18 protein-coding genes are annotated in these 21,085 nt (G+C 33.0%); 12 read left to right on the top strand and 6 right to left on the bottom strand.

Annotation, left to right across the window (positions count from 1 at the left end):
* Positions 1-144: 144 nt before the first annotated feature.
* The 6 genes from A3SG_RS0110065 to A3SG_RS20795 form a co-directional block, all read right to left on the bottom strand.
* The gene (locus A3SG_RS0110065; RefSeq protein WP_016989897.1) at positions 145-366 is read right to left on the bottom strand and encodes a hypothetical protein; all 222 of its coding nucleotides are present in this window, start codon (positions 364-366) and stop codon (positions 145-147) included.
* 10 nt (positions 367-376) lie between these two features.
* Entirely contained in the window at positions 377-3,187 is a 2,811-nt protein-coding gene (locus A3SG_RS0110060; RefSeq protein WP_029596728.1) for a T9SS type A sorting domain-containing protein, read from the bottom strand.
* 619 nt (positions 3,188-3,806) lie between these two features.
* Positions 3,807-5,582: a GumC family protein gene (locus A3SG_RS0110055; RefSeq protein ID WP_016989895.1), complete on the bottom strand. Its 1,776-nt coding sequence runs from the start codon at positions 5,580-5,582 to the stop codon at positions 3,807-3,809.
* Positions 5,583-5,808: 226 nt separating this feature from the next.
* Entirely contained in the window at positions 5,809-6,201 is a 393-nt protein-coding gene (locus tag A3SG_RS0110050; protein WP_016989894.1) for a hypothetical protein, read from the bottom strand.
* A gap of 6 nt (positions 6,202-6,207) precedes the next feature.
* Complete coding sequence (locus tag A3SG_RS20800) at positions 6,208-7,875, bottom strand: polysaccharide biosynthesis/export family protein (RefSeq protein WP_255347701.1); 1,668 nt, start codon at positions 7,873-7,875, stop codon at positions 6,208-6,210.
* A gap of 415 nt (positions 7,876-8,290) precedes the next feature.
* Entirely contained in the window at positions 8,291-9,034 is a 744-nt protein-coding gene (locus A3SG_RS20795) for a LytR/AlgR family response regulator transcription factor (RefSeq protein WP_016989892.1), read from the bottom strand.
* 2,028 nt (positions 9,035-11,062) lie between these two features.
* On the opposite strand from A3SG_RS20795, the gene A3SG_RS0110030 reads away from it, so the two are divergent.
* From A3SG_RS0110030 to A3SG_RS19635, 12 genes are all read left to right on the top strand, one after another.
* Positions 11,063-11,314: a hypothetical protein gene (locus A3SG_RS0110030; protein ID WP_016989891.1), complete on the top strand. Its 252-nt coding sequence runs from the start codon at positions 11,063-11,065 to the stop codon at positions 11,312-11,314.
* A 53-nt stretch (positions 11,315-11,367) separates the two neighbouring features.
* Positions 11,368-11,841: a UpxY family transcription antiterminator gene (locus A3SG_RS0110025; protein ID WP_016989890.1), complete on the top strand. Its 474-nt coding sequence runs from the start codon at positions 11,368-11,370 to the stop codon at positions 11,839-11,841.
* Between the two features lie 69 nt (positions 11,842-11,910).
* Positions 11,911-12,336 (top strand): adenylyltransferase/cytidyltransferase family protein, encoded by a 426-nt coding sequence (locus A3SG_RS0110020; RefSeq protein ID WP_029596727.1) that lies wholly within the window; start codon positions 11,911-11,913, stop codon positions 12,334-12,336.
* Between the two features lie 16 nt (positions 12,337-12,352).
* Complete coding sequence (locus A3SG_RS0110015; RefSeq protein ID WP_016989888.1) at positions 12,353-13,327, top strand: SDR family oxidoreductase; 975 nt, start codon at positions 12,353-12,355, stop codon at positions 13,325-13,327.
* A gap of 57 nt (positions 13,328-13,384) precedes the next feature.
* A complete protein-coding gene (locus tag A3SG_RS0110010) occupies positions 13,385-14,722 on the top strand; it encodes a nucleotide sugar dehydrogenase (protein WP_016989887.1) in 1,338 nt (445 codons plus the stop codon).
* Between the two features lie 10 nt (positions 14,723-14,732).
* The gene (locus tag A3SG_RS0110005) at positions 14,733-16,031 is read left to right on the top strand and encodes a nucleotide sugar dehydrogenase (protein ID WP_016989886.1); all 1,299 of its coding nucleotides are present in this window, start codon (positions 14,733-14,735) and stop codon (positions 16,029-16,031) included.
* Positions 16,032-16,069: 38 nt separating this feature from the next.
* Positions 16,070-16,693, top strand: a complete 624-nt coding sequence (locus A3SG_RS0110000) for an acetyltransferase (RefSeq protein WP_016989885.1) — start codon at positions 16,070-16,072, stop codon at positions 16,691-16,693.
* A complete protein-coding gene (gene neuB / locus A3SG_RS0109995) occupies positions 16,690-17,703 on the top strand; it encodes an N-acetylneuraminate synthase (protein ID WP_016989884.1) in 1,014 nt (337 codons plus the stop codon). The genes A3SG_RS0110000 and neuB overlap by 4 nt, the downstream gene beginning before the upstream one ends.
* Complete coding sequence (neuC, locus tag A3SG_RS0109990) at positions 17,700-18,809, top strand: UDP-N-acetylglucosamine 2-epimerase (protein WP_016989883.1); 1,110 nt, start codon at positions 17,700-17,702, stop codon at positions 18,807-18,809. The genes neuB and neuC overlap by 4 nt, the downstream gene beginning before the upstream one ends.
* On the top strand, positions 18,796-19,842 hold the full coding sequence (locus tag A3SG_RS0109985; protein WP_029596725.1) for a nucleotidyltransferase family protein: 1,047 nt from the start codon (positions 18,796-18,798) through the stop codon (positions 19,840-19,842). The genes neuC and A3SG_RS0109985 overlap by 14 nt, the downstream gene beginning before the upstream one ends.
* The gene (locus tag A3SG_RS0109980; RefSeq protein WP_016989881.1) at positions 19,839-20,531 is read left to right on the top strand and encodes a cytidylyltransferase domain-containing protein; all 693 of its coding nucleotides are present in this window, start codon (positions 19,839-19,841) and stop codon (positions 20,529-20,531) included. The genes A3SG_RS0109985 and A3SG_RS0109980 overlap by 4 nt, the downstream gene beginning before the upstream one ends.
* 1 nt (position 20,532) lies before the next feature.
* Positions 20,533-21,085: polysialyltransferase family glycosyltransferase (locus A3SG_RS19635; protein ID WP_035663771.1), on the top strand; the 553-nt coding region annotated here is incomplete at its 3' end.

Below are 21,085 nucleotides of genomic sequence, written 5' to 3'. Positions count from 1 at the left end.
ACCGCACTAACAAAAGAAAACCCAATTAAAAAAAGATAATTATTTTTTCATATTTAAAAACTATTTATTTAGTTTCGAGAACAGTAATAATCCGACAGTAAAAACAAATCATTAGATTATTAAACCTTGATTAACTAACTACTATTACCGTAATTTATGCCTTTTATTCATAACTAAACCAGCAACGAATACTGCTGTGATGAACAACGGCATTTCAATACTATCTATTGGTGCTGATGTAGGCTCTATTGCAGGATCTCCAGATCCTCCGCCAAAACCTGGATCAGGATCTTGCTCCCATCCTTGTGCAAAACAGGCAAAGGAGCCTAAAAGAAAATAGTATAGTAGTAGCTTAGTTGAATTCATAACTGTCTTTTTATTTAATAATTAATTTCTTGCTAAATACATCACTAGCATTATTTTTACTCCGTAGTTGTACAACATACAGTCCTGCGCTTAATTTACTAACTAGAGGTATGGAACCAACAGAGTTACATGTAAAAAACTGACCCTCAGAAACTAATTGACCTCCAGCACTATAAATTTTATATAAATAATCATCTGAAACAATGGCAGAATCCAACAGTACCGAAATATGATCTTCACCATTTGCAGGATTTGGATACAAAGCAAGCTTTGTTGTACTTAGATCAATCAAGTCCAAAGATAACTTAGCTTGAAAAACAATTTTAAAACGATTTCCTATACTTTTATAGTCACTTGTAACATCAAATAGATACTCAAGCACAGATCCATTTACAGGAATCTGAATAATAGAACCGGTAAATAAATCGTTTAAATAAGCATTTCCTTCATACTTAAAGTCTTCGGTATAAAGCTTCAACTTATAGTTAGCTCCAACCGTTGCCTCAGTCATCCGTAGCATTAGAAAATCATCATCCACTATGGCAGCCCTATGCTCAATTGATAAAGAAAAACCCTCGTTAAATAAAGCCAAGTTCTCACCCACATTACTTAATTTCCTACCATCTCTAACATCCAAACCATTAACACCACCCTCGTAAAAAGCAGCTACACAACCATCCATATTACTATAAATACCTGAGACTTCCTTTTCCAACAGCACTCGAAGTAAAGTACCTGAATCATTTTTCTTAATGGAACTAACCTTATTTAAGGTTGTATTAGAATCTGCATTACTCTTATGTGATTCTTTAATCGTTATTGATGTTTCAGTTGAAGATGCCCTTACAAAAAAACCTTGTCCTGACTGAAAAATTGTACTACCACTGAAACTTGAAGCTGTATTACTATAGCCTGCAATAGCATCCCAAGTAACGTAACTTCCTAAACCAATTGTCGGATCGATCACCCAAATATTACTGACACCTCCATTGCCTGGTTCAGACAAAATAGTATAAAAATCAATCGAACTTGCATAAGGATTACCAATTAAATAAAACCTATTATTTAAAATGTTAGAATAAGTAACATTTCCTGTGATCAGCTCCCCGGTAGCAGAAGCAGTTAAATTCGAATGGCCAGGAATGAAACCACCCTCAAAATCAGAACCATTTAAAAAAGAATGAGGAGCAAAAAGTAAAAAAGCGCTATTTGTAGTGCCATTGAATAACGGTTCATTAACCGTATTCATAATATTATTCCATAGACCAGTACTATTATTAAATTTTCTAAGGTTATAACTGGAATTTATAAGAGAAATTAAACCATTACCCGCTATTGTTGAACCATTATCGTCAAAAGACAAACTCCCTGTAGGTCCCCATATTTCAATGCCAGTGTTTGTTAAACCGCCATAAACTCCATTATTTTGCCAGTTGTAAAAAACAGAATTATCACTTGATCCCTTTACTGGTGCAGTTAATAACCTCCAACTTCGCTCGAGATTTGGAAGGAATCGCTGCACGACAACATTTCCATTTATTGTTGGGTTATTTAATAATGGTGGCACACATGCCGTAGCTGTAGAATTAGAAACTAACGTAATTTGTCCATTAGTTAAATTGACAATAGAAGCAGTCGGAACATCAAAAACATGAGAAACATCAATTTTACCAGCCCCTGATATTGTGCAACTTGCAGTTATAATTACACTACTAGGCTTTATGTCAAGATTAATGCTCACACCATTTGTATTGCTAATAGTTAAGTTCTTTAAAGGACTCGCACCAGCAGATACAGGTTGTAATTCTCTTCCGGACTGTTTAACTCCTTCAATGTTAGTTTGCAAATAGGTTACATTGTAGTTATTTAAAATATTAGACATCCGAGGCCCTGATCCATTTCCGTCTAAAAAACGGCCGTTAGATATGTATATTGTTGTATTATCCTCAAATGTTAAATACCTTACTGTGGGACCAGATGCTAAACCAGACATCACCCCTAGGACAAGTTGTAAACTTCCATTCTCTGCAATGGTGGTTGCATTATTGACTGACCTAAAAGTCCGAGGAGAATTTAGAATTAAATTCTTGTATGTTAAAAAAGGCAAGTCATATGGAGAAGTAGCAATCGATCTAAATTCCACGGTCCCTTCAGAAAAATCCGGCGCTGAAGAACCTGTCGATGGAATAATAGGAGCCACGCCCGTCATAATTATTTTACTATTACCTTGGTCAATATTATTTGTTAAATACCCTAAATTTGGAATCCCGGACGATTGCACGTTAGAGATGATTTCTCTACCAAGATTTATAGTTCCTGATTTATGTCTAAGTCTAGCAGCATTGCTTGTGCCATTGATCACATTTACTCTCGTTTCTGTCATAATATCATTATTGACAATGAACTCTTCAAGCCCCTCAACATAAACTGTAGTTTCTTTTACAGCATCTGTAACTAAAACGGGATTGCCAATAAACAAATTAAAAGTTTCTATACTACCCCCTCCATTAAAACAACTACTATTATTGTTCAAATTTGTCGATATTACATAAATAAACCCCGTAACTGTTAACTTAACTGCATTATTTACCTTAATTGTTGCTATCCCAACATCACTACCTGGGTTGGTACTAAGGGTGGCACATGCAGCATTTGCCGTCACAGTCACTGTATGGTTACCAATGCTAACCGAATCTAAAATTGTAGGCACACCATTTGGAGACCAAGTAGATGGCTCACTCCAGTTCCCCGATGCAGCGCTAGTGTAAGACGTTTGCGCAACCAATAAACTTATGTTACCTAAACAAAAAGCTAAAAACACTAAATAAATTTTTTCATGCGAATATTTTTAATTACAATCTTTGAGGAGGTTAAAATTATACTGATAAAAAACTACATTATTGATACTAAAACAAAGTGCACGACATACTATATTCTGAAAAATAATTAAAACTGAGAGCCCCAAAATTTATCACATAAGTAGTAAGCGAAGATAATAAAACGTTCTCTTGGGCGATATTGTTATGTAATAAAGGGTTGGTTTTATGTCTTAACTGTTCATTTAGACAGACGCTCACCATAATCACCTAAAGATGTTTATTCATTTATTTGAATCTGAAAAATTTAACTACTATTTTTTGTTCATTTAGTCAAATCAATAACCTGTGTTTTGCATTTTTTTTTAAAATGAATAACTAATTACTAACAACAAGAATAATTTAATGAAAAAGAATGCTATCGTTTAATTACAAAGTACGAATGCCACTGCGATGGCAGTTTTATCCTTTCAACCAATTTACTTAATAAATAGTACATCAACAACAAGTTAATAGCTATTAAACAAATAAAACCATACATTAATGCTAACTTTATTTGACTATGTCAGATATACTATGATCCATAGAATAGTAAACTGCATAATGATAGGAAAATTGACCCTACTAATCGTTTTTTTTATGAAAATAAGATAAAACAAATTGAAACGGGTTTTTTATTAAACCTTTTCGATCAACTCCCACATTGTCCTCAGCATAACCATACCCGTACCCATAATTATAAGAATATTTATAATTGTAACCATAACCAGCCTTAGATTGAATACCATTAAAAATAAAAGCTATATTCTTTAATTTATCCGTGTCCTTCAAAGTCACAGTATATTCAATAAGCTGTTTCTCGGTGTAATTTTGTCGCGTTAGATACAAAGTCAAGTCGGCAGTATTGGCAATTAAAAAAGTGTCATTCACATAAATAGTTGGTGCACTATCCACTATGATGTAATCATACTCTAATTTGGCCTCCTCAATGAAAGTTTCAAATCGGCCATTAGATAGAAGATTGGATGGATTTGGCGAAATCATTCCAGAAAAAACAACATCTAAGTTTTCGTTGTAAAGACTATTTTTCATCACTACCTCTTTCCAACTAATGTTCTTTTCATGTAAATAGGTAGATAAACCTTGCTCCATTTTCTCCATTTCTAGAGCCACATGGAGCTTAGGCTTGCGCATATCTGCCCCCACTAATAACACTTTTTTATTATAACTAGCAAAGGCAAGACTTAAGTTGGTTGCTATAAATGTTTTACCTTCACTCATAATGGAAGACGTTACTAAAATTACCTGACCTACATTATCCTCCTTTATTGGTAAGGAAAAATTCGTATTTGAAGATAAAATCCTAAAACTTTCAGCATGAACAGATCGGTCATTCCTATCTTTAAATAATTTAAAGTCTTTAAAGAAAGGAATTTCAGCGATTACTGGAATTTGCGACTTTCGAAACGCAAGATCATTTGCATCCTTGACTTTGCTATCAAGTAAACTATAAATAAAAATAATACCAAACGGAATTCCTAAACCCAAAACCAAGGCAACTAGAAATATTATTTTTCTTTTTGGAGCCACAGGCGAACCACTTGCATTAGCATACTCTATAATTTTGATCGAAGGTGCGGTTACCGCATAAGCAATGGCAGATTCTTCTCTTTTTTGAAGCAATAATAAATATAAATTTTCCTTTATTTGTTGCTCTCGTTCTATACTTCTTAGTATTTTCTCGTTCGTAGGAATTTGTCGAACCGCATCCGATGATTGTGAATAATCAGATTTTTGCTGCGATAAACTTATTTTCAACTGCTTATCATAAATAAAAATAGATTCATCAATATTATTATTAATACTACTAATTTGATCATTCAATCCTAGTAAAACCGGATTTTCTTTACCAGCTGTTTTCACCAGTCTTTCTCTTTGCAAAAGCAAAGTGTTATATTCAGTTACTAGATTATTAATTATATCATTATCAAGTCCAATATTAGCCGGCAAAATTGTAAACTTAGAGCTAGTTATAGCTCCTTTCAATAACTTAGCTAGTTGTAATTGAGTTTCAATTCGAAATAAAGCTACGTCCGAACTTGCCTTTTTGTTAACATCAACGATAACATCTGCTTCAATAAAACTAATATCGTTAGATTTTTTAAAATCTCTTTTGGTATTTTCAATACTGTCTAATTCAAACGTTAATTTTTCAAAACGCTCATCAATAAAGTCTACAGTCTTCTTATTAACCAACTGCCTATCGTTTATTCCATCTTCATTGAATACCTCGCCAATAGTATTAATAATAGCAATGCCTCGATCTGTATTTACATCTAGAATTTTGAGCGATAAAATATCACTTGAGTTTCCAATATTGTTAACACTAACCTTACTCAATAAGGATTCCAAGGCTGATCTAAAAGGGATTATTTTAACATGTATCTCTTCCCTTTCTGATTTTTTTAAACTAATGGTATTTGGTGCTATAATTAACTCTATATTATTAATTTTTACTTTAGCATAGCGACCAGAGATAGAAAATTCCCTCCCATTTTCCTGCCTTATATAGTACCCATCTTTTTTAATTTTAATATAAAAATTAATAGGCGCAAAAGAAACGTCATTACTTAAAATTGCTATTTATTTTTATTGGCACATTCCACAAGTCTGTGTCTCTAAACTTTCCTTTAGAGTACAACTGCGTCGTAAGATTTAACTTTGAAACAACCGGACCTAACAATCTTCGAGATTTCATTGTCTCAACTTCATTTTCTAAATTTATACCTGTTTTACTGGCCATTAAACCTAGCAACTCTGAGGGAAGTCTTAATCCTCTATTATTTTCATCAAGAATTTTGACTTTAGATTCGACAGAATAAACAGGATTGATGTAACGTAAATAAGTGTATGCTGTAAACAGTGAAACGGCAGCACAAACTACGAAGTATTTCCAATATGACAAGTATTTAAAAAGCTCTTTTTTAAGATCTAATTGTTCTTCAAAAATTGTATTCAAGGCGTATTAATTTTTTATTAGTAAAAACCCGGTGAGTAAAAAGGAAATGATTGCGATTAAAGTTCCTGGATTTCCTATAATTCCTGAAGACTTTATTTTAGCATTGTTTGGATTTACGACTATAACATCGTTCTGCTTGATATAATATAAATCAGTACTCATCCAATCTCTTGATGTTAGATCTAGATGATAAATGGTTTTTCTATTATTTTCATTCCGAATTAATAAAACATCCTGACGCTTCCCACTTATAGTCAAATCACCCGCTAGCCCAAGTGCTTGAAGCAATGTTAAATTTTTCTCTACGAAAGTAAAAGTTCCTGGCGATCTAACCTCTCCTAAAATCGTGATTTTCGAATTTAAAATTCGAACGCTAACAATAGGCTCTTTAAGATGACCTTCAACTATCAATTTCTCCTTGAGAAATGCCTCTAACATTGCAGTAGTCTTATCGTTTACAACCACTTTACCCAATACAGGCATAATTATACTTCCCTCGTCACTGACTAAATAGCCCTTTAATTTCATTGTTTCTAAATTTGATACACCGACAGAACCTTCAAGTAAATCAATATTATAGATTTTAGAAACTTCTGGATCTATAGAGTAAATTTTAACAGCTAGAATATCATTAGATTCAATTTTTTGATCCCCTATCCTAGTATTAATAATATTAGCATCAGTTCCATCCTGAAAATAAAGTACATCTTTCTTTGAGGCACAAGACTGCATAACACCCATAGATAGTAGTATTAAAAATAGTAAAATACCATCTTTTAAAAAATTAAATTTGAATGACTTCATTTTATGCAATATAACTGGTGTGAAAAATAATAAGATCCCGATAAAAATGATACTAAAAAGTTGAAAATATATTGTCTCATTAACTATCAATAAACTAAGAAAAGCTAAGATTAAAGTGGCTACTCCGACAAATAAGGAAATTTGATAATGTTTAAAACCTAAACTTAATAGTTTGTGATGGATATGATTTTTATCAGCAGAAAAAGGACTTTTTTTAAGAATGATTAGCCGTACAAAAAATATTCGTGCAGTATCTAATAGCGGATAAAAAAGTAATGCGATCAATAATACTGGATTTGTTTGGTAGGAAAAGAAAACTAGATTTAGTTCTTTTAAATTTAAAATATTAACTAATAAAAAGGAAATTAAAAAACCAACAATCATAGAACCCGTATCACCCATAAAGATCTTTTTCTTTATCGAAAAGTTATATTGTAAAAAAGCCATGACTGATCCCATTAAGATTATAGAAATTACGCAGAGTGTAATGGAATTTGAATTGTAAAACAATACGCTACTAACAGTCAAAAAGCAAAGGGCAATTGTTCCTGCTAAACCATCAATTCCATCTATCAAATTATAAGAATTAATAATCAGCACAAAAACAAAAGTGGTAATAGCAATAGCAGAAAGTGAACCAATCTCATAAATACCAAATACACCATAAAGGCTACTAATAGTCAAATTAGAACTTAAAACTAATAATAAGCTGACAATAAGCTGTACTATAAATTTTGATTTTGCAGACAAAACTAAAATGTCATCCTTTAACCCCAAAAAGAAAAGAACTAAAACCGCCCCAAGTAAATGATAATAAGCAGCGATATTAAATAAGGACCCGAAGATTGTAAAAGTTAACACAAACCCCATAAAAATTCCGACACCTCCTAAATTTGGAATCTTTATAATATGAGAACTTCTTTCAGACGGTGTTGCTAATAATCCTTTCTCATTAGAAATATTAATGATTACAGGAAAACTAAGATAACTGATCGTCCAAGCAAAAATAAAAAAAAACAAATACCAACTGTCATCTGAAAAGAATGAAAGTTAAAAAAGAAAAAATTTGTTGTATCGCCCATTGTTATTTAATTTACAGTCCAAATGTACTTACCCCTCATGTAAACTTTATTTTTAATAGTAATAAGTGAACTTTAATACAGCATAAATGGTACTAATACCATTCTAACACTAAAAAGTAGTATAAAAATATAAGAAGAAGCTTAGCTTTATACTACTTTAAATTACGTCATTACGAAAACAAGAAAGCAAATCCAAACTACTTTCATACAATAGCTTTTCCCATATTTAAAATCAAATTTAAATTCTCCAGTTTCCGCTTAGAAACCGGAACATTTTTGCTATTTGTCATTTCGCAATAGTAACCATCCGATTTTATAATGTTGAGTAAATTATTCATATTGATGATGAATTTATGATGAATCCGACAAAAAATATCTGGATTTAGTAGCTTTTGAAATTCTCCTAAATTTTTGCTAGCCATTTTGCTAACACCATTTGTTAAGTGTAAAATAGTGTAGCGGCCATCTGCTTCAAAATAACTGATATCAGTAATTTTAATAAGTTCAATTTTACTAACTGAATTTATGGAAATAAATTTTTGAAAATTCTCCTTAGCAAATTTTAGCTGATGCGCTTCGTTCTCTAAGGAAATTTTACTAAAGCACCTATTAAGTATGGTTAGCACTTCTACCGTGCACACAGGATAGGACAAGAAACCGAAAATGTTAAAATTCACAAAGTCAAAAGCATCATCTTTAACAGAAGATAAAATGATCAACTTAGAAAGAGTCACCGCTGTATTTTTTACCAAAGCGATGATTTCATCTTTATCTTGACTAGGGTCTATGACAATAATATCAAAATTACTGTTAGAATAGAAATCTTTTAACTCGTCTAAATCATCGGTAGTTTGAAAATTTACTTTTTTAATAGAAGAGCCGTCAACAAAGCATTCTATTTGCTCTTTAAGATCCAGTTCGATCTTAAAATAAAGTAGGTTTAACATAATTTATGATTGAATAATTAATTATATCGTTACAAAGTATTCTTTCTAGAAGACAACATCAACAATAAGGAGTAAGGTTAATTACTAAATTGATTGTACTGTTCGTGTATTTATTTTAGAAATCTATCATGATGAACAAAAACTATTTTAATAATTAGTATACGTTTTATATTTATAATATTACAAGACATATTTAAAAATAGCCCTCCAGAATTTAGACTCCTAACGCAGTAGAAAATCTTAAAAGTGTTAAAAATTAACATTTGATTAATACTTTTCAAATGTAGATTTTTTAATTCCTTCAGGCCTATTTATAGCTTTTCGGTTAAACTAATTGACCTATAATTTACATTACACCCAGAAAGAAAAATCTTATCAAAAATAAACGAATGAATAGTTGAAATAGCAAGATAAAACACTTACTAACAACTAATCCTTAAATGTATCCAGTTGAAAAATCGCTACCAGCCCTTTACAAAGACAGTGACAGCCTTCAAGAAACAATTCAAAATAGTACAAATTGGACCTTATTGTATGATCACCAACTTTGAGTACGGATTGAGTGGACATTATATACCTCTAATCATCAAAACTGGGTGATCCTTAAATTGAAACTACTAAAAAAAGCGAAGCGCCTTTCCACATAAAAAATGCTATGATTCTATGTGGTAAAAAAAAGGAATACAAGAACTCAACAGCCTAGCAAGAACTCAAAACTATAAAAGAACTAAAAAAAGCACAGCGCCTTTCCAACAAAAAAAAATACTATGATTCTATGTGGTAAAAAAAAGGAATACAAGAACTCAACAGCCTAGCAAGAACTCAAAACTATAAAAGACTAAAAAAAGCACAGCGCCTTTCAATACAAAAAAATGCTATAATTCTATGGTATTTAAAAAAACAACAACAGACCACCACTCAAGCGTGCAACACTAAAAACTACTAAAAAAAAGCGAAGCGCTTTTCAACATAAAAAAATGGTATGATTACTATTTGTTTAAAAAAAAGAAAAACAGACCAACATTCAAGCACGCAAAGCTAAAAACCGATAAAAAAAAGCACAGCGCCTTTCCACACAAAAAAAGGCTATGATTCTATGGTATTTAAAAAAGCAACAACAGACCACCACTCAAGCGTGCAAAGCCAAAAACCGATAAAAAAAGCGAAGCGCCTTTCCACACAAAAAAATGCAATGATTCTATGTGTTTAAAAAAAGAACAACAGAACACCACTCTATAGCGCAAAGCTAAAAACTGACTAAAAGAAGCAAAGCGCCTTTCCACATAAAAAGATGCTATGATTCTATGTGGTTAAAAAAAAGAACAACAGAACACCACTCTGTAGCGCAAAGCTAAAAACTGCTAAAAAAAGCAAAGCGCCATTCCACATAAAAAGATGCTATGATTCTATTTATAATAAAAAAAACAAGAACACACCACCATTCAAGCACGCAAAACTATAAAAGACTAAAAAAAGCGAAGCGCCTTTCCACATAAAAAAATGCTATGATTCTATGTGGTTAAAAAAAAGAAAAACAAGAACTCAACAGCCTACCAAGCACTCAAAACTATAAACTACTAAAAAAATCACAGCGACTTTCAACGTTACAAAATTCTGTGATTCTCTGTGTTTAAAAAAAGAAAAACAGACCAAAACTCAAGCGCGCAACACTAAAAACTAACTAAAAAAAGCGAAGCGCCTTTCCACATAAAAAAGTCTATGATTCTATGTGGTTAAAAAAAGAACACACCAGCCTATCAAAAAATCAAAGTTCTAATTCTTTATGTTTAACTCATACCCCATTTTGCCATTTTTGAAAATCACTCTACTACTAAAACTGAATCAACAGAAACAAAACCGAATCTAAAAGTAATAAGTAACACTGCTGGGGACTATACTTTATTACTACAGTTAAGCAGCATTTACAGCTATTCCTTTTTTGATTCCATTTATTACATTGATTCCTTTAGTCACGCAAACAATACCCATTTTTGCTCCGTCGATAGGTCGAATCTAAAAATACTACAAATGAACGGTGTGAATATTTTATCAAAGGATCATTTTGCTGCTCATCAACAAGTAGTTTCAGATTACACACTATTGCTATTATTTGAGAAGGAATTAGCAAACGCAATTACCAACGAAGAAAAACGAGTTATTACCAAGATCAAGGAAGAAATGGTTTTGTTACTCCAACGGATAATACAAACTAAAACTTTTTTAATAGAAGAAATTAAAGCAGACCAAGATTATCTAAATAGCTTACTAAATGGTACCTAATATAGAAACCGAATAGTCTTTAAAATAAAATTGCATGCAAAAAATTTTATTAGATGAAAATAGACAATAAAATATGGTTCGTTTTGTATACAAAACCGCAACAAGAGTTAAAAGCGGCCGAAAGATTAGAAAAGATAGGCTTTGAATCCTATTGTCCTTACAAGGAAGAAACAAGGCAGTGGTCAGATCGCAAAAAGACCATAAAAGTGCCACTTTTAAAGTCGTACGTATTTGTAAGATTAGAAAATCAAGAGCGATCAAAAGTTTTTGATATACCTGGCGTAGTACGGTACTTATTTTGGTTAGGAAAGCCTGCGGAAGTGCCAGATCGAGAAATCAATGACCTAAAAGAGTCACTATCGATGCCCTATTTAGATATCAGCGTCGAGAATTTAATGACAGGACAACGATTACTTATTCCATCAGGCCCTTTTAAAGAGCAAGAAGGAAGAATTATAAAAGTGAATAAAAAACAAATTACCGTTGCTTTAATCCAACTCGGATTTTATGTGACTTTTGAATATTAAAAAATACCATTTACAAAATCCCCAAAATGAGACAATATGTGACTCATGGGGCGAAGCCGTGGAAAAATTATGAAAATAGGAATAACTTTTAGTGCATTCGATTTACTACATGCAGGTCACATCAAAATGCTAGAAGAAGCCAAGAGACACTGTGACTATTTAATTTGTGGATTACAAACAGATCCCACAATAGATAGACCCGAAAAAAACAAACCCACTCAAACGGTCGTAGAGCGCTATATACAACTCAAAGGATGCAAATTCGTCGATGAAATAGTCCCCTATGCCACAGAACAAGATCTTGAAGATATCCTAAAGTCCTTTCATATCGATGTTCGAATAGTAGGCGATGAATACCGTGATCACAACTTTACAGGACGATCCTATTGTGAAGAAAAAGGAATAGAATTGTATTTCAATCACAGAGACCATCGTTTTTCTAGCAGTGTATTGCGTAAGGAAGTAATGAACATTGAGTTAGCCAAAGTAAAATAAAAAATAGTAAAAAATTTTGAAGAATTCAATTTTAATAACTGGAGGTGCTGGATTTATAGGATCCAACTTATGTGAACACTTCTTGAATAGAGGATATCAAGTCACCTGCTTAGATAACTTCGCTACAGGACACCGTTATAACATCAGTTCGTTTTTAGATAATCCAAACTTTGAACTAATAGACGGTGACATTCGTAATTTAGAAGATTGCCAAAAGGCCGCGAAAGGTATTGACTATATTTTACATCAGGCCGCTTTAGGTTCTGTACCGCGATCGATTAACGACCCGATCACAACTAACGATATAAATGTTTCTGGATTTTTAAATATGCTAGTTGCCGCTAGAGATGCCAAAGTAAAACGATTTGTCTATGCGGCAAGTTCCTCCACCTATGGCGATTCAGAAGCACTCCCAAAAGTGGAAGAAGTAATAGGAAAACCGCTATCACCCTATGCCATCACGAAGTATGTGAACGAATTATACGCTGAAATATTTAGCAACTCCTACGGTTTAGAAACAATTGGTCTCCGTTATTTTAATGTATTTGGAAGAAGACAAGATCCCAATGGCGCATATGCAGCTGTGATTCCATTATTCGTGAAAAAGTTAATGAACCACGAAAGCCCTATCGTAAATGGGGACGGTAACTTTTCTAGAGATTTTACTTATATAGACAATGTGATTCAAATGAATGAATTAGCAATGTTAACGGAAAACCCCGCAGCGATCAATACCGTCTATAATACGGCCTTTGGAGATCGCACCACCCTAAATGATTTAATTGAAAACCTTAAAAAATGTTTAGCAGAGTTTGATCCTCTAATAGCAACGGTAGAAACAATTTACGGACCTAACCGCGCCGGTGATATTCCACATTCCTTAGCGAGTATCAAAAAAGCAAAACAGTTATTACAATACAATCCAGCATTTTCAATGCAACAAGGATTGCAGCAAGCTACTTCCTGGTATTGGGAAAATTTAAAAAAATAATTGAAAGTGATTAAAAATATTTGCTGTATCGGAGCAGGTTACGTAGGTGGACCCACAATGGCTATTATTGCTCAAAAATGTCCTCATATCAAGGTAACTGTAGTTGATTTAAATCAAAAAAGAATCGCAGAATGGAATGATGCTGATGTAAATAATATTCCCATTTATGAGCCAGGTTTAAGCGCCATAGTTGCAGAAGCAAGAGGAAGAAATCTATTTTTTTCGACTGATATAGAAAGGGCAATCGATGCCGCAGATATGATTTTCATTTCAGTGAATACGCCTACTAAAACGTATGGTGTTGGTAAAGGCATGGCAGCCGACTTAAAATACATTGAATTGTGTGCCAGACAAATAGCTAAAATTTCTACGTCAGATAAGATAGTGGTTGAAAAATCGACCTTACCCGTTCGAACTGCTAGTGCTATTAAAAACATTCTAGAAAACACGGGAAATGGAGTTAAATTCCAAATACTTTCAAATCCAGAATTCCTAGCAGAAGGCACCGCTGTAGCAGACTTATTAAATCCTGATCGTGTACTAATAGGGGGAGATACAAGTATGGAGGGCCAAGAAGCCATTAAAAAATTAGTTGCTATTTATTCTAATTGGGTGTTAAAGGACCGAATTCTGACAACAAATATTTGGTCATCAGAATTATCAAAATTGACAGCTAATGCCTTTTTAGCACAAAGAGTATCTTCCATAAACGCTATGTCAGAATTATGCGAAAAAACGGGTGCAGATGTAAATGAAGTAGCCAAAGCAATAGGGATGGATAGTCGCATTGGTTCCAAATTTCTTAAAGCCTCTGTGGGTTTTGGAGGTTCCTGCTTTAAAAAAGACATATTGAACCTGGTTTACATTGCTAAATCTTATGGATTGAATGAAGTAGCTGATTATTGGGAACAGGTTATAGTAATGAATGATCATCAAAAGAGTCGTTTTGCCAAAACCATTGTCAAAACATTATACAATACCGTTTCTGGTAAAAAAATAGCTTTTTTGGGTTGGGCTTTTAAAAAAGATACCAATGACACCAGAGAATCACCAGCAATATATGTAGCCGATGATTTATTAGACGAGCAAGCAATCATCACTGTATATGATCCAAAAGTTACGCAAACACAAATCCATTCTGATGTGAATTATTTAAATAGTCGATCTGAGTTAGAAAACAAAAATGGATTGACTATCCTAGATAATCCATACGACGTGTGTCAAGATTCACATGCAATAGTGATTTTAACAGAATGGAGTGAATTCACAAGCTACGATTGGCAAAAAATATACGATCAAATGCAAAAGCCTGCTTTTGTGTTTGATGGAAGAAATGTGTTGGATAAGAAAGTAATGGAAAAAATTGGATTTGTTTATCAAGCAATTGGTTCCTAATAAAAAAATAATGAGTATAAAAATTGCAGTAGTTGGTTTGGGATATGTTGGCTTGCCTTTGGCCCGCCTTTTTGCCACAAAGTATCAAGTAGTAGGATTTGACATCAATGAGGAAAGAATATCCGAACTAAATTCAGGAAGTGATAAAACGTTAGAAATAAGTGACTCAGTATTGCAAGGCGTCTTAGTAACTGAGTTTACCACTGATAATAAAGGATTACTCTGCTCCAGTAAGATAAAGGAAATAACGGACTGTAACTATTACATTATCACTGTCCCTACACCAGTTGACAAGAACAACCGCCCTGATTTAACACCACTGTACAAGGCCAGTGAAACAGTAGCTAAGGTGCTAAAAAAAGGTGACATCGTCATCTACGAATCTACGGTATATCCCGGCGCTACCGAGGAAGAATGTATTCCCGTTCTAGAGTTGGCTTCCGGTTTAAAATTCAATGTAGATTTCTTTGCAGGTTATTCCCCAGAGCGCATCAATCCTGGTGATAAAGAACATACTGTTGAAAAAATATTAAAAGTAACATCGGGTTCTACTCCAGAAATTGGGATAATAGTAAATGAGTTGTACAAATCAGTTATTACTGCCGGGACACATCTTGCTCCAACGATAAAAGTGGCCGAAGCCGCCAAAGTCATTGAAAATTCGCAACGTGATATCAACATCGCTTTCGTTAATGAGCTAGCTAAAATATTCAATTTACTAAACATCGATACGCATGCGGTTTTAGAAGCTGCTGGAACCAAATGGAATTTCCTTCCCTTTAAACCGGGTTTGGTTGGTGGTCATTGTATTGGGGTAGATCCGTATTATTTGGCACAAAAAGCACAAGAAGTAGGCTATCATCCAGAAATTATTTTGGCTGGAAGACGCCTCAATGACTCTATGGGTGATTATGTGGCTACACAAATCATCAAAACAATGATTCGCAAAGACATCAAAATAAATGGTGCCGAGATTTTAATGCTTGGTATTACTTTCAAAGAAAACTGTCCAGACGTTCGAAATACGAAAATTGTAGATGTCATCAGTGCGCTAAAAGACTACAATGTCAACATCACGATTTATGATCCTTGGGCTAATCCTACAGAAGTACAGCATGAGTACAATCTAACCACCATCAAATGTCACACTGAGCTTGTCGAAGTGCAACCAACAACCAAATTTGATGCAGTAGTTTTAGGAGTAGCACACAAAGAATTTTTGGCTTTAGACTTAGTTGCTCTTAAAAAAGAAAATTCGGTGGTTTATGATGTGAAGGGGATTTTGGAAGATGCTGATAATAAGCTTTAGAAGTGTAATTAAAGTAACAAAATTTTAGTAGTTAAAAAGTGCATAAATCAAAAACAATTTTAGCGGGATATTCTGAGCATGGCTTAGTAGTTTCTGAAGCATATTTGCTTTCAGGAGAAAATATAGATGGTTATTTAGAACCAAACCCAGTAGAAATGAATCCTTTTAATTTAGTATACTTGGGTATAGAAACAGATCCTAATTTTAATGGATTTAATTCGGATAATAAATTCATACTTGGAATTGGCGATAACTATACTAGGAGTAAAATTGGAAAATTAATCCAAATTAAAGATTGTAGTTTACTAAATGTGGTGCATCCTTCTGCATCCATCACCAAATTAATAACCATTGGAACTGGAAATTTTATCTCTAAAAATGTATCTATTAATCCCTTAGTCACGATCGGTGATTTTTGCATTATCAATACAGCTTCCATTATCGAGCACGGATGCTCTATAGCAGACGCAGTTCATATAGCTCCTGGTGTCGTATTGTGTGGAAATGTTTCTGTAGGAGAAAATACTTTTATTGGTGCTAATGCAGTAATAAAACAAGGCATAACGATTGGTAAAAACGTGATTATTGGCGCTGGCTCTGTAATTATAAATGATATAGCGGATAATTTAAAAGTTGTTGGCAACCCAGCGAGAATAATATGAATAACAAAGTAATTGTCATTGCCGAAGCAGGCGTTAATCACAACGGTGATATTAATAAAGCATTCCAACTTATTGATGCGGCAGTAATTGCTGGAGTTGATTATGTCAAATTTCAGACTTTTAAGGCTGAGAATTTAGTGTCGAAATCGGCTAAAAAGGCAACGTACCAAATTCAAAACACCAAAAACGAAAACAATAGTCAATTGGAAATGTTGAAACAATTAGAGCTTTCGCATAGCCAACACGAACAAATAATAGCGTATTGTAAGGAGAAAAAAATTAAATTTTTTTCAACTGCATTTGATCTAGACTCTCTAGATTATCTAGCAGCATTAGGCTTGAAACTAGTTAAGATTCCAAGTGGAGAAATTACGAACCTTCCCTATTTAAAGAAAGCAGCGTTATTATTTGAAGAAGTTATTATATCGACTGGAATGTCACTGATGACTGAAATTAGAGACGCGTTAAATATCTTTTTAGATTCAGGAATTGCAAGGGAAAAAATTACCATTCTGCATTGTAATACTGAATATCCTACTCCAATGAAGGATGTAAATCTGAAAGCGATGTTGAGTATTGGGAAAGAATTTGGCGTTAAGATTGGATATTCAGACCATACATTAGGAATAGAAGTGCCCATTGCAGCTGTAGCATTAGGAGCTTCTGTGATAGAAAAACATTTTACTTTAGACAAAAACTTGCCTGGTCCGGATCACGCTGCCTCATTAGAACCTGATGAACTAACCGCCATGTGTAAGGCCATTAGAAATATTGAAGAGGCACTTTCAGGAAACGGAATCAAAGAACCAAGTGCGAGTGAGATGAAAAATATAGCTATAGCTCGTAAAAGCATTTTTGCTAAAACAGATATAAAAAAAGGTGCTGTTTATACAACTAATAATATCACCACTAAAAGACCTGGAAATGGAATTTCTGCTATGCGTTGGGAGGAAGTTTTAGGAACAGTCGCCATCAGAGATTTTGAAGATGATGAATTAATAGAATTATGAAAGTTGCTGTATTAACAAGTTCGCGCGCTGATTTTGGTATTTATTTACCACTCTTACATCAATTAGAATCAAATCCTTTTTTTCAATTAGAAATTATAGCTTTTGGGACGCATTTGTCAAAAAATCACGGCTATACAATTGATGAAATCATAAGTTACAATTTTAAGATAATTCGTCAAATACATACACCGGTGTCAAACCAAGATCAACTGGCAATTTCGAACAATATCGGTGAAACTATTTCTGTTTTTGCGGATTTCTGGTCAAAAAATCAATATGATTATATTTTAGCTCTTGGTGACCGATATGAGATGTTTGCTGCGGTTACAGCAACAACTCCATTTGTTTACAGGATAGCACACATTCATGCAGGTGAAATAACCTTAGGAGCAATAGATAATGTTTACAGGCATTCTATTTCGTTAATGTCACAACTTTTATTTGTTTCTACCGATGTTTATAAAGGAAAAGCTATTCAAGTAAACCCTGACGCACAAACTTTTAATGTTGGTGCTTTAAGTGTTGAGAATTTAAAAAATATAGAGTATTTGAGTATAGAAGACTTTAAATCTAAATTTAATATCAATTTATCACTTCCAACCATTTTAACGACTTATCATCCTGAGACAGTTAACTTGGAACAAAACATCAATTATGTACAAGAATTATTAGCATCGTTTTCATATTTAATGAATGACTATCAAGTTATTATTACACTACCTAATGCTGATACGATTGGCGATCAGCTAAGAGAAATAATTCTAGATTATGGTATACATAATCCTAAGTTAATCATAGTAGAGTCTTTTGGAATGCTTGGCTACCTATCTTGTATGAAACATTGCCAATTTATGTTAGGGAATACCTCTAGTGGATTTGTTGAAGCAGCTTTTTTTCCAAAATGGGTGATTAATATAGGTGACCGACAAAAGGGACGTATTCAAACTCAAAATATTATTTCTGTACCAGTAGCAAAATCTGCTATCCTAAAAGCTGTAAAGGATATAGAGAAATTTGATAAAATCACATTTCCAAGTATTTATGGCGATGGTGAAACAGCCAAAAAAATAACACAAATTCTAAAAAATGAACATGAGAAATTTTAGAGACCATCTTATCTGTTCTAGTTCAACAATAAAGCAAGCCTTAATTAAATTAGATCTCCTTGCTAAAGATGCGATTTTATTCGTAGTTGATGATAGTGATAAGTTAATAGGCTCTCTTACAGATGGTGATTTTAGACGAGCATTCATTAATGGAGCGACTATAGATAAAGTTGTAAATGATGTTATACACACACAACCTAAAATTATAAGAAAAGGAGACAAAGACATTCAAAAAATTATAGCTTATAGAGAAGGAAATTTCAGGATTTTACCTATCATTGATAATGATGACAAAATAGTCAATGTAATCAACTTTAGAGAAACAAAATCGTATTTACCTATAGATGTTGTTATAATGGCCGGTGGAAGAGGACAACGTCTGCAACCACTTACCGACACAATCCCGAAACCACTACTAAAAGTCGGCGGTAAAGCAATAATGGAGTACAACGTAGACCGATTGGCTTTGTATGGTATTGATGATTTTTGGGTTTCTGTTAAATATTTAGGAGAACAGATAGAAACCTATTTTGGTGATGGATCAAATAAAAATATTGCAATTAATTATATTTGGGAAAACGAAGCTTTAGGAACAATAGGTGCCGTTTCAAAAATAGACAATTTTACACAAGATTATATATTAGTTACCAATTCTGATTTGCTTACCAATTTAGATTATGAAGATTTGTTTATCGATTTTATAGAGAAAGACGCTGATATTTCAGTAGTTACAATTCCTTATCAAGTTGATATTCCTTATGCCGTACTGGAAACTCAGGCTGGAGATATTAAAAGCTTTAAAGAAAAGCCTTCTTACACTTACTATTCTAATGGTGGAATCTATTTAATAAAAAAAACAGCCTTACAATACCTTCCCAAAAACAGTTTTTTTAATGCAACGGACTTGATAGAAAAATTAATTGCTGAAAATTTAAAAGTTATCTCCTACCCTTTAGTAGGATATTGGTTGGATATCGGCAAACACGATGATTTTAAGAAAGCACAAGAAGATATTAAACATATAAAATTTTGAGACCATTAGTAATAATACCCGCAAGAGGAGGATCGAAAGGAGTTCCAGGGAAAAATATAAAATTACTGAACGGCAAACCATTAATCCAATACACAATCGAAGCCGCAACTACTGTTTTTCCAATGGATACTATTTGCGTTTCGACTGATGATATTGAAATCAAACAAGTAGCAGAACGTTGTGGCTTACAAGTGCCTTTCATGCGTCCAAAAGAACTTTCAACCGATAAATCAGGAACGTATGAAGTATTATTACATGCTCTTGTTCACTATGAAAATCAAGGGTACTATCCAGATGTTTTAGTTCTCTTACAAGCAACTTCTCCTTTTAGAACATCTGATCAAATAGTAGAAGCTCTAGAACTTTATGATGCATCTTGTGATATGGTAGTATCGGTTAAAGAGACAAAATCAAATCCCTATTATGTTCTCAGAGAAGAAAATGAACAAGGATGGCTAGTTAATTCTAAAGAAGGCAATTTTATTACAAGACAAGATTGTCCAAAAGTTTATGAATTAAATGGTGCAATATATGTTATAAACGTTGAAGCTCTAAAACAAAAGTCTATGACAGAATTTAAACATAACAAAAAGTATGTTATGGACGACTTAAGCTCTCATGATATCGATGATATGATAGATTGGAAAATCGCAGAGCTATTAGTGAGCAAACGAAATAATTTACGTTAAAATGAAACATATTTTCACTATTCATTCTCCAATAACTTTTTTAATGGCTATTGCAGTTATTAAAACAAATAATTTGAAAGATGATGAAATACTTATCTTAACATCAGGATACGACCCAATCATAAATTTGCCGTATGTAAAGAAATCATTTGACAGTATAAATAGAAGTTTAATCGAAAAAATTAGATATTGGAATACCCCTAAAGAATCAGATAAATACATAAATTCATTTTTAGAAAAAAATGAGAATTTTGTCGCCTATATTGATTTAATGCACATGCACCAGCGAATTTTAATTACAAATAAAAATTGTTTAAATTTTTCGTTTATTGAAGAAGGAACAGCCAGCTACTTATTACCAAATACAGTCGAAAATGTTGGTTATTTATTTAAAAACAACAAAGATAGATTTAACAAAATAAGTGACTTAATAAGAGATTTTAGGTTTTTATTAAGAGGTTATACAATGAAAATTATTTCGATGTCTTTTACTCCTCAAAGTTATAATGATATTGCAGTTAAATATTATTGTCTTTCAGATGCAGCATATCCAA

The sequence above is a fragment of the Flavobacterium sp. ACAM 123 genome, assembly GCF_000264055.1.
Lineage (GTDB): Bacteria > Bacteroidota > Bacteroidia > Flavobacteriales > Flavobacteriaceae > Flavobacterium.
Note: the sequence above shows the minus strand (reverse complement) of the source record. Positions and strands in the feature narration are given on the sequence as shown.